The sequence below is a fragment of the Massilia sp. WG5 genome (genome assembly GCF_001412595.2).
Taxonomy (GTDB): Bacteria; Pseudomonadota; Gammaproteobacteria; order Burkholderiales; family Burkholderiaceae_D; genus Telluria.
Genome location: NZ_CP012640.2, coordinates 1,202,719 through 1,212,641, shown reverse-complemented (window position 1 = coordinate 1,212,641; position 9,923 = coordinate 1,202,719). Strand labels below are relative to the sequence as shown.

Here is a 9,923-nt window from a genome sequence, read left to right as displayed (position 1 = left end):
CGCTTGGGAACTATGGAGATTGCGCCATGTTGATCGTTGTCGGTTTCGTCGTCGTGCTCATGGCCGTGTTCGGCGGCTTCGTGCTGCAGGACGGCCACCTGGCCGCGCTGTTCCAGCCCTACGAGCTGCTGATGATCTTCGGCGGCGCCCTCGGCGCCTTCGTGATCGGTAACGACCGCAAGGCGATCTCCCTCACCTGGCACAGCATCCCGACCCTGTTCCACGGCTCGCGCTACACGCGGGCGCTGTACATGCAGCTGATGGCGCTGATGTTCGACGTGCTGACCAAGGTGCGCCGCGAAGGCCTGATGTCGCTCGAGGACGACATCGACGCGCCCTGGGAGAGCCCGATCTTCACCAGATACCGCCTGGTCGCGGCGGACGAGCACCTGCTCGACTTCATCACCGACTACCTGCGCCTGCTGGTGTCCGGCACCATCAATGCCTACCAGCTCGAGAACCTGATGGACAACGAGATCGAGACCTACCAGGAAGACTCGGATATCCCGGTGCAGGCGATCAACAAGCTGGCCGACGGCATGCCGGCCTTCGGCATCGTCGCCGCGGTGATGGGCGTGGTGCACACGATGGGCGCGATCGGGCGCCCGCCGGCGGAACTGGGCAGCCTGATCGCGGCCGCCCTGGTCGGCACCTTCCTCGGCATCCTGCTGTCCTATGGCCTGGTGGCGCCGCTCGCCAGCCTGCTGCACCGTCGCCACCAGGAAGTGGTCAAGGCGCTGCAGTGCGTGAAGGTGACCCTGTTGGCCAGCATGAACGGCTATGCGCCGACCATCGCGGTGGAGTTCGGCCGCAAGGTCATCTCCGCCACCGAGCGCCCGACCTTCGCCGAGCTGGAAGGCCATGTGCGGCAGCTGAAGTCGCGCTGAGCCTGTCCCTCAGGGGCTGGCGTGCTCGATCAGCCAGGCTTCCAGAAACTGCACGCACACGCGCACGTTCGCGGAGGTCGCCAGCCGGTCCGGATAGATCGCCCAGACATCGGCCTGCTGGTGGTAGGCCGGCAGCACCCTCACCAGGCTGCCGTCGGCCAGGCTGCGACCCACATCCCAGATCGAACGCAGGATGATGCCGTGGCCGTCGATGGCCCACTGGTGCACCAGTTCGCCGTTGTTGGTCGACAGCGGCCCCTTCACCCGCACCGTCTCCTCGCCCTCGGGACCGCTCAGCTTCCAGCGTCCGACATCCTGGTCGCGCTCGCGGATCGCGATGCAGCGGTGCTGCGCCAGCTCGCCCAGCCGGCGCGGCGTGCCGTGCCGTGCCAGGTAGGCCGGCGCCGCGCACAGCACGCGCTGGTTGCCGGCGATGCGCCGCGCGATCAGGTGCGGCTCCTGGACCTGGCCGACGCGGATGTCGAGCTGGAAGCCTTCGGCGATCAGGTCGACCGGGCGGTCGAGCAGCTCGAGCTGCACCTCCAGTTCCGGATAGTCGAGCGCCAGCTTCGAGATCGCCGGCGCGATCCGGTTGCGGCCGAAGCCCGAACTGGTGCACAGGCGCAGCAGGCCGTGCGGCGCCGCGCCTTTCTGCGAAATCGCTTCCCCGAGCTGGTCCACGTCTTCACGGATACGCTGCGCCCACTGGTGGACGACCGTGCCATGATCCGTGAGGGCGACCTTGCGCGTGGTCCGGTGCAGCAGCCGCACCCCGAGCGTCTGTTCCAGCACCGCGATGCGCTTGCTGACGAAGGCATTCGACACCCCGAGCTCCAGCGCCGTCGCGGCGAAGCTCTGCTTGCGTGCGACCACGCAGAAGAGTTTCAGGTCTTCCAGCAGAGGCGTTTTATTATTCACGATTTGTGTTCTTTCGATTCACGAATCCGATAATTATATGTCACTGCGTATTCGGTAAGATATGCCTGTCACGTCAACATTTCTTCACAGAAGGTATACCGCCATGAAAAAACAAAGAATCGCAGTCATCGCCGGCGACGGCATCGGCAATGAGGTGATGCCGGAAGGCATGCGCTCGCTGGAGACCGTCGTCAAGCGCTTCGGCCTCGACATCGAATTCACCACCTTCGAATGGGCCAACTGCGACTATTACCTGAAGCATGGCCAGATGATGCCGGACGACTGGCGCCAGCAGCTCGAAGGTTTCGACGCCATTTACTTCGGCGCGGTCGGCATGCCGCACCAGGTGCCAGACCATATCTCGCTGTGGGGCTCGCTGCTGAAGTTCCGCCGCGACTTCGACCAGTACGTGAACCTGCGCCCGGTGCGCCTGATGCCCGGCGTGCCCAGCCCGCTGGCCAACCGCAAGCCCGGCGACATCGATTTCTACGTCGTCCGTGAGAACACCGAAGGCGAGTACTCCTCGGTGGGCGGCAAGATGTTCGAAGGCACCGACCGCGAATTCGTGCTGCAGGAGTCGGTTTTCACCCGCAAGGGCACCGACCGCATCCTGAAGTACGCCTTCGACCTGGCCCGGAGCCGTCCGAAGAAGCACCTGACCTCGGCCACCAAGTCGAACGGCATCTCGATCAGCATGCCGTACTGGGACCAGCGCGTCGAAGCGATGGCCGGCTCCTACGCCGACGTCAAATGGGACAAGTACCACATCGACATCCTGTGCGCGCGCTTCGTGCTGTCGCCGGAACGCTTCGACGTGGTGGTCGCCTCCAACCTGTTCGGCGACATCCTGTCCGACCTCGGCCCGGCCTGTACCGGCACGATCGGCATCGCGCCGTCGGCCAACCTGAACCCGGAGCGCAACTTCCCCTCGCTGTTCGAGCCGGTGCACGGTTCGGCGCCCGACATCTACGGCAAGAACATCGCCAACCCGATCGGCATGATCTGGTCCGGCGCGATGATGCTGGAATTCCTCGGCAACGGCGACGCCAGCTACCAGGCGGCCAGCGACGCCATCATGAAGGCGATCGAGAAGGTGCTGGCGGACGGGCCGAAGACCCCGGACCTGGGCGGCAGCGCGAACACCACCGAATGCGGCAAGGCGATCGCGGCGGCGATCTGATCCCGGCGCAGCAATGAGAAAGGCCGCAGCGGTATGCCCGCTGCGGCCTTCTTATTTGAAGCTGTGCAGCCGATCAGTGGTGACGGCGATGGCGCGACACCGGCGCGTGCTTGTAGCGGCTGTGGCCGGCAGAAGCTTTCACGCGGACGCCGCCGACCGACGCTTTGATGCGCGGGCCACCGACCGCGGCGCGCATGCGCGGCGCGCGGGAGGTCGCCACCGGGGCTTCGTCGCCCAGCACGTGGCGGCGGATGTTCAGGGCGTCCAGCACGCGCACCGAATTGGCGCCGGCATTCAGCAGCACCAGGGTCGCGTTCTTGCCGGCGGCCTTGATGCGCATGATCAGGCAGCGGCCCGCTTCCTGGGTATAGCCGGTCTTCGACAGGCCGATGTCCCAGCCCTTGGCGCCGACCAGGCGGTTGGTGTTGTGGTACTCGACGTCGCGGCCCTTGATGTTGATCAGGTCCTTGGACGAGGTGGTGATGCGGGTGATCTCCGGGTAGTTCGCGGCGGCGGTCGCCATCTTGACCAGGTCGGTCGCGGACGACTGGTTATGCGGGCTCAGGCCGGTCGGCTCTTCGATCACGGTCTGGGTCATGCCCAGCGCGGCGATCTTGCGCTTGACGGCGGCGCGGAAGGCGTCCATGCCGCCCGGATAGGTACGGCCGAGGGCGGCGGCGGCGCGGTTGTCCGAGGACATCAGGGCCAGTTGCAGCACGTCGCGGCGCGGAATGGTCGCGCCCACGGGCACCCGCGAGGCGCTGTGCTTGAGCATGTCGACGTCCTGCTTTTCGATCTCGATCGGCTCGTTCATGTCCTGGTGGGCATCGAGCACGACCATGGCGGTCATCAGCTTGGTCAGCGAGGCGATCGGCGCCACGGTCGAGGCGTTCTTCTCGAACAGGACCTTGCCGGTGTCGTCTTCGACCACCAGCACCGATTGCGATCCAAAAGGCACAGCGAGGGCGGCCGCGCTGGAAATCGTCATCAGCACGGCAGCGATAAATTTTTTGATCATTTGTGTGTGTATGTACGGTTAATGGTCGGGCGCCGGACGGCGGCGGAGCATCAAAACGTCAGGTGGAGCGTTCTTTAGACCAGTAGCGTCGAGCTACATGGGAACTTTTTATTGGCAGATTATCGATAAACTGATCGGAATCAATGTCATCGATGGAAAATCGAAACCAACGGAAAGATTCTACAAGAAAAAAAGGCCTCGCGTTGTCGCAAGGCCTTCTTTGTGAACGGAAAATTCGATTTTTGTTAAAAGAAATCTCTAAAAAACGACTCAGCTTTAATTTCCGCTTGTTAATGCTGTATGCCTATACAGCATTAATTAATATTATTATTTCGACTGATAGATCTTGTCGAATTCGCCGCCATCGTCGAAATGGCGTTTCTGGGCAGTGCGCCAGCCACCGAACACATCGTCGACCGTGAACAGCTGGATCGGCTTGTAATTCGCGGAGAACTGTTTCATGACTTTTTCGTTGCGCACGCGCAGGTAATGCTTGGCGCCGATCGTCTGGCCGGCTTCCGAGTACAGGAAGTTCAGGTAGGCGGTGGCCTGCTTGCGCACGCCCTTGCGGTCCACCACCTTGTCGACGATCGCGACCGGCGTCTCGGCCAGCACGGAGATCGACGGGTAGACCACCTCGAAGTTGTCGCCGAACTCGGCGCGCACCAGGCTCACCTCGTTCTCGAACGTCACCAAGGCATCGCCGATCTGGCGCTGGGTGAAGGTGGTGGTGGCCGCGCGGCCGCCGGCGTCGAGCACGGGCACGTTCTTGAAGATCTTGCCGACCAGTTCACGCGCCTGGGCTTCGTTGCCGCCTTTCTTGATGACCGAGCCCCAGGCCGCCAGGTAGGTGTAGCGGCCGTTGCCGGCGGTCTTCGGGTTCGGGATCACGACCTTGACGCCCGGCTTGGCCAGGTCGGCCCAGTCGTGGATGCCCTTCGGATTGCCCTTGCGGACCAGGAACACCATGGTCGAGTAATACGGCGAGGCATTGTTCGGGAACTTCTTGGTCCAGTCCTTGGCGACCAGGCCGCGGTCGGCCAGCATGTCGATGTCGTTGGCCTGGTTCAGGGTCACCACCGAGGCTTCGAGGCCGTCGGCGACGGCGCGCGCCTGCTTGCTGGAGCCGCCGTGCGACTGCTTGATCGTGATGTCTTCGCCGGTGCTCTTCTTCCATTCGGCGGTGAAGGCCGGGTTCACGTCCTTGTACAGTTCGCGCGCGACGTCATACGAGACGTTCAGCAGCTCGACGGGGGCGGCCTGGGACGCCAGCGGGAAAGCGGCGCTGCCAAGCGCCAGGGTCAGCGCCAGCAGACGGCGGCGCAGCGGGGAGAGTGTTTGGACCATGTTTTGTTCTTCCTTCTTAAGACCTGTGGAAACCAGGTGCATCATCCATGAAGACATACGGGAACAAAAGTACATTTTCATCATATGCTTAGAAGTTCGATGGCGGCGCATGGCCCCGGCAGCAGGATCGGAGACTTTGGGTTATAGTCCGGCCTGCTGAACCACAGCTTTTTTGCAGATCGTTTTTCATGTCGGAAGACCATGGGTATTGACATTCGCCAGGCAACACCGGGTGACGCGCCAGCGGCGTGCGCACTGCTGCGCCGCTCGATCGAAGAGGGGTGCTCGGCCGATCACGGCCGGCGCGTCGAGATCCTTGAACCCTGGCTGAGCAACAAGACGCCGCAGACCGTCGGCGCCTGGTTTTCCTCCCCCAGCAACTACGCCGTGGTCGCGCTGCAGGGCCACGAGCTGGCCGGGCTGGCCCTGCTGACCCAGGCCGGCAAGCTGGCGCTGTGCTATGTGATGCCAGGCCAATGGCGCCACGGCATTGGCAGCGCCATGATGCGCGCCGTCGAAGCCCAGGCCCGGACCTGGGACATCGCCAAGCTGCACATGCACAGCCCGGCGTCCGCCAGCCCTTTCTTCGAGCGGCTCGGTTATGTGAATGCGGGCAAGGACAAGGCCTGTTTTGGCCTGGAATGCGATTTCCTCTGGAAGCAGCTGAATGCTGTCGTGCCGCCGGCCGGCAAGCGCTTCTGCAACTGCACCGGAAAATGAGCACCTGAGAAAGCCCGCATGGCGGCCTTGCATCGTCTCGCCGTACTCATCGTACTGTCTTCGCCGATGCGTCGGTCGGCCGCATCCCTTGCCCTGCGGGCTTTCTCAGGCGCTCATGTTTATAGAGTGTTGCGTGAAACATGCTGTAACACGCGCTCATCTTCTTTCCGCTTGTCTATTGAGATATAGTTCGGAAGTTCCAATGATGAGTTTGTTATGGCTTCCCGCAGAGATTTCCTTCACCACGGGTTGCGCCTCACCGCACTCGGCCTGGTCGCGACCCCGCTGATCGGCGCCGAGGCAGCCGAGCGCAACGCCCGCACCAGCCCGGCCGCCGCGCCGGACGCTCCCGGCATCGACATCGCCCCGCCGCCCGACCTGTTCGACGCCCAGGTGGTCGACCTCGACTTCTGGGTCAAGCCGCGCACCCTGTCCGTGATCCGTCCCGCCAGCGGCGAACGCACCAGGGTCCTGTACTGGAAGGACGGCGAGATGATCGATTCGGCCTACCAGGAACTGTGCCACATGCTGCGCGACGTGAACGGCAAGGCCAGCATGGCGATCGACCCCAAGCTGCTCGAGACCCTGTGGGCGTCGCAGGCCTTCGTCGCCCGCTATGGCCTCGACAAGCCGCTGGAAATCCTGTCCGGCTACCGGACCCCGGCCTCCAACAGGCACCTGATCGAGCAGGGCGTGCCGGCCGCGCGCCAGTCCCTGCACATGTCCGGCAAGGCGGCCGACATCCGCATCGCCGGCCTGACCGAAGAGGTGCTGGGCGGCCTGGTGCGCAGCTTCCGCCAGGGCGGGGTCGGTTTCTATTACCGTTCCGGTCCGAAGGGCGGCTGGATCCATGCGGACACCGGCTTGAACCGTACCTGGAAGGGCTAGTTCCTGGCCGGATAGGCGGCGCACGCCGCGCCGCATTTTTGCTATCTTGGATGTTCGGATCACGCTTTCCGAAGGAGGACAAGATGGCTAGCATCAACGCACCCACCATGGAGCGGCGGCACCTGCCCGAACGGCGGGCTGCCGCGCGCGAAGGGCATTCGGCCATGTCGGCGATCGATTACATCGCGATGGCGCTGCTGATCATCGGCGGCCTGAACTGGGCCATGGTCGGCCTGCTCGACGTCGACGTCGTCGCCAGCCTGTTCGGGGCCGGCAGCCCGGCCACCCGCCTGGTCTATGTCGTGGTCGGCATCGCCGCCCTGTATTCGATCTGGATGGCGACGAGGATGGGCCGCCACGGGCACGCCGCTTGAGCCGGGTCGCCGGGTCGGCGCGGCGGGCCATGCGGATCGGGCTGATCTCGGATACCCATGGCCTGCTGCGTCCGGAAGCGCTGGCCTTCCTGGCCGGCAGCGACCATATCGTGCATGGCGGCGACATCGGCAATCCGGACATCCTCGAGCGCCTGGCCGCGATCGCGCCGCTGACGGTGGTGCGCGGGAATAACGATACCGCGCCCTGGACGGCCTCGATTCCCGAGACCGCGCGCCTGGACGCGGGCGGCGTGTCCATCTACGTCATCCACGACCTCAAGGAGTTGAAGCTGGAGCCGGGCGCGGCCGGTGTGCGCGTGGTGGTGTCCGGCCACTCCCACAAACCCTCCTGTGCCGAGCGCGGCGGGGTGCTGTACGTGAACCCGGGCAGCGCCGGCCGGCGCCGCTTCAGCCTGCCGATCGCGGCCGGCGAGCTGCTGGTCGAGGACGGGCAGGTGCGCGCGCGGCTGGTCACCCTGGACGTTTAGAGGCCCGGCTTGCGCGCCCGGTCATCCATGCCTTAGCATACGCGCCGTTCGACCCCATAACCAAGCCCACACCTACCGAGCCCCTCATGAGCCAAGATTCGACCAAGGACAGCGCCGAGCGCCCCCGTTTCCGTCCGGTGCCCTGGACCCCGCTGGAAACCCCGCAGGACGTCGAGCTCTGGATCGATGAGCACAACCGCACCATGCAGGAGATGATCCGGCCGCAGGAGACCGGGGTCGGGGTGCGCTTCACCCTGGCGCCAGGCGGCGATATCTACCTGCAGACCACCGGCGACGCCATCCTGCTGGACGTCGAGCCGGACGCGGGCTGGATCGCGCCCCTGATCATGGCCGCCACCGGGGCCGAGCAGCCGGCCGGGCAGGTCTGGATACTGCCGGAGGACCGGCTGGTCCAGCTGCTGCTGGGCCTGTCCACCCTGGTCGAGAGCACCCTGATCGTCACCGGCCACAATTTCAAGCATAGCCGCAGGCTATACTGACTGACGGATAATTCCTTTTCGCATCATTGCGTTTTCGGTTATAAATCAGGCTCTACTGCTTGATGGGAGTGCGATGCGATGCCAATGGGTTCCCCGATCAAATTCCGCAGGAAGGCGATGGCGAAGGCCATCGCGAGCGGCCTGGCGCTGGCCGTGGCCGCGCTCGCGCTGCCTGTCCACGCCGCCGATCTGCTCGACACCGTCAAGGCGCGCGGCACGCTGCGCATTGCCCTCGAGGGGACTTATCCGCCATTCAATTTCAAGGATGCGAAGACCGGCCAGCTGACCGGCTACGACGTGGACGTCGCCCGCCTGGTGGCCGCCAGGCTCGGCCTGAAGCCGGAATTCGTGACCACCGAATGGCCCTCCATCCTGGCTGGCCTGGGCGCCGGCAAGTACGACGTGATCATCAGCCAGGTGAACATCACCCCGAAGCGCGAGCAGGCCTTCGATTTCTCGCAGGCGTACACCTATTCGACCCCGCAGCTGATCGTGCGCCGCAACGAGCGCATCGAGTACAACAAGCTGGAAGACCTGAAGGGCAGGAAGCTCGGGGTCGGGCAGGGCAGCGTGTTCGAGCAGCAGGCCAGGTCCATGCCCGGCATCGACGTGAAGAGCTATCCGGCGGCGCCGGAAAACCTGCAGGATCTGGCCTTCGGGCGCGTCGACGCGGCCCTGAACGACAGCCTGATGGTGGCCTGGCTGCTGAAATCCTCGCAGCTGCCGATCCGCGCCGGGGCACGCGTGGGCGCGGTCGAGCGCACCGGCATCGCCCTGCGGAAGGGCAATCCCCGATTCCGCGCCGCGGTCGACAAGGCGCTCGAGGCGCTGCGCGCCGATGGCAGCCTGAAGGCGGCGTCGATGAAATGGTTCGGCATCGACGCCACCCGCCCGCCGCAATGAAGCAAGCCTGATTTCGATGGACTTCCAGGCCCTGCTGGCGCTGCTGCGGGAGTCGGCGCCGCTGATGCTGCGCGGCGCCGGCATCACCCTGCTGCTGGCGCTGGCCGCCATGCTCGGCGGCCTGGTGCTGGGCCTGCCGACCGCCCTGATGCGGATCGCGCCCTGGGCGCCGCTGCGCTGGCCGGCCGCGCTCTACGTCAGCCTGTTCCGCGGCACCCCGCTGCTGGTGCAGCTGTTCGTGGTCTACTATGGCCTGCCAGGCATCGGCATCGAATTCACGCCGCTCGCGGCCGCGGTGCTGACCCTGTCGCTGAATGCGGGCGCCTACCTGTCCGAGAGCCTGCGCGGCGCGGTCAACGCGGTCGCCCAGGGCCAGTGGCGCGCCGCCTTCAGCCTCGGCCTCGGCTGGGGCCAGACCCTGCGCTACGTGGTGCTGCCGCAGGCGCTGCGGGTGGCGGTGCCCTCCATGAGCAACACCCTGATCAGCCTGATCAAGGACACCTCGCTGGTCTCGGTGATCACCATGACCGAATTGATGCTGGTGACCAAAGAGTTGATCTCCGTCACGTTCCGTCCATTGCCGCTTTATGTTGCAGCAGCCATCATCTACTGGGTCTTGAGCCTGTTCTTCGAAGGGCTGCAGCGCCGTGCCGAGCGGCGCCTGAACCGGGCTCATCAGTAACACGCGTCATCAACCACA

At 64.8% G+C, this 9,923-nt stretch carries 12 protein-coding genes; 9 read left to right on the top strand and 3 right to left on the bottom strand.

The window, feature by feature from the left end:
- The first annotated feature begins 26 nt into the window (after window positions 1-26).
- Window positions 27-887, top strand: a complete 861-nt coding sequence (motA, locus tag AM586_RS05265) for a flagellar motor stator protein MotA (protein ID WP_047826049.1) — start codon at window positions 27-29, stop codon at window positions 885-887.
- Between the two features lie 9 nt (window positions 888-896).
- On the opposite strand, the gene AM586_RS05260 is transcribed toward motA, so the two are convergent.
- Window positions 897-1,805: a LysR family transcriptional regulator gene (locus tag AM586_RS05260; protein ID WP_047826050.1), complete on the bottom strand. Its 909-nt coding sequence runs from the start codon at window positions 1,803-1,805 to the stop codon at window positions 897-899.
- 103 nt (window positions 1,806-1,908) lie between these two features.
- Here AM586_RS05260 and AM586_RS05255 point away from each other — a divergent pair, with 103 nt between their 5' ends.
- Entirely contained in the window at window positions 1,909-2,985 is a 1,077-nt protein-coding gene (locus tag AM586_RS05255) for a tartrate dehydrogenase (RefSeq protein ID WP_047826051.1), read from the top strand.
- A 73-nt stretch (window positions 2,986-3,058) separates the two neighbouring features.
- On the opposite strand, the gene AM586_RS05250 is transcribed toward AM586_RS05255, so the two are convergent.
- Both AM586_RS05250 and AM586_RS05245 read right to left on the bottom strand, forming a co-directional pair.
- On the bottom strand, window positions 3,059-4,003 hold the full coding sequence (locus AM586_RS05250) for a serine hydrolase (RefSeq protein ID WP_047826052.1): 945 nt from the start codon (window positions 4,001-4,003) through the stop codon (window positions 3,059-3,061).
- A 327-nt stretch (window positions 4,004-4,330) separates the two neighbouring features.
- Entirely contained in the window at window positions 4,331-5,350 is a 1,020-nt protein-coding gene (locus AM586_RS05245; protein WP_060566949.1) for a sulfate ABC transporter substrate-binding protein, read from the bottom strand.
- Window positions 5,351-5,551: 201 nt separating this feature from the next.
- On the opposite strand from AM586_RS05245, the gene AM586_RS05240 reads away from it, so the two are divergent.
- The 7 genes from AM586_RS05240 to AM586_RS05210 all read left to right on the top strand — a co-directional run bounded on the left by AM586_RS05240 (window position 5,552) and on the right by AM586_RS05210 (window position 9,905).
- A complete protein-coding gene (locus AM586_RS05240) occupies window positions 5,552-6,070 on the top strand; it encodes a GNAT family N-acetyltransferase (protein ID WP_047826366.1) in 519 nt (172 codons plus the stop codon).
- A 216-nt stretch (window positions 6,071-6,286) separates the two neighbouring features.
- Entirely contained in the window at window positions 6,287-6,958 is a 672-nt protein-coding gene (locus tag AM586_RS05235) for a DUF882 domain-containing protein (RefSeq protein ID WP_047826367.1), read from the top strand.
- A gap of 83 nt (window positions 6,959-7,041) precedes the next feature.
- Entirely contained in the window at window positions 7,042-7,332 is a 291-nt protein-coding gene (locus AM586_RS05230) for a DUF378 domain-containing protein (RefSeq protein ID WP_082439663.1), read from the top strand.
- Between the two features lie 29 nt (window positions 7,333-7,361).
- Window positions 7,362-7,820 (top strand): metallophosphoesterase family protein, encoded by a 459-nt coding sequence (locus tag AM586_RS05225; RefSeq protein WP_047826368.1) that lies wholly within the window; start codon window positions 7,362-7,364, stop codon window positions 7,818-7,820.
- 86 nt (window positions 7,821-7,906) lie between these two features.
- Window positions 7,907-8,320, top strand: coding sequence for a hypothetical protein (locus tag AM586_RS05220; RefSeq protein WP_047826369.1), 414 nt, complete (start codon window positions 7,907-7,909; stop codon window positions 8,318-8,320).
- 84 nt (window positions 8,321-8,404) lie between these two features.
- A complete protein-coding gene (locus AM586_RS05215; protein WP_047826370.1) occupies window positions 8,405-9,223 on the top strand; it encodes a transporter substrate-binding domain-containing protein in 819 nt (272 codons plus the stop codon).
- A 16-nt stretch (window positions 9,224-9,239) separates the two neighbouring features.
- Window positions 9,240-9,905, top strand: a complete 666-nt coding sequence (locus tag AM586_RS05210) for an amino acid ABC transporter permease (protein ID WP_047826371.1) — start codon at window positions 9,240-9,242, stop codon at window positions 9,903-9,905.
- Window positions 9,906-9,923: the final 18 nt, after the last annotated feature.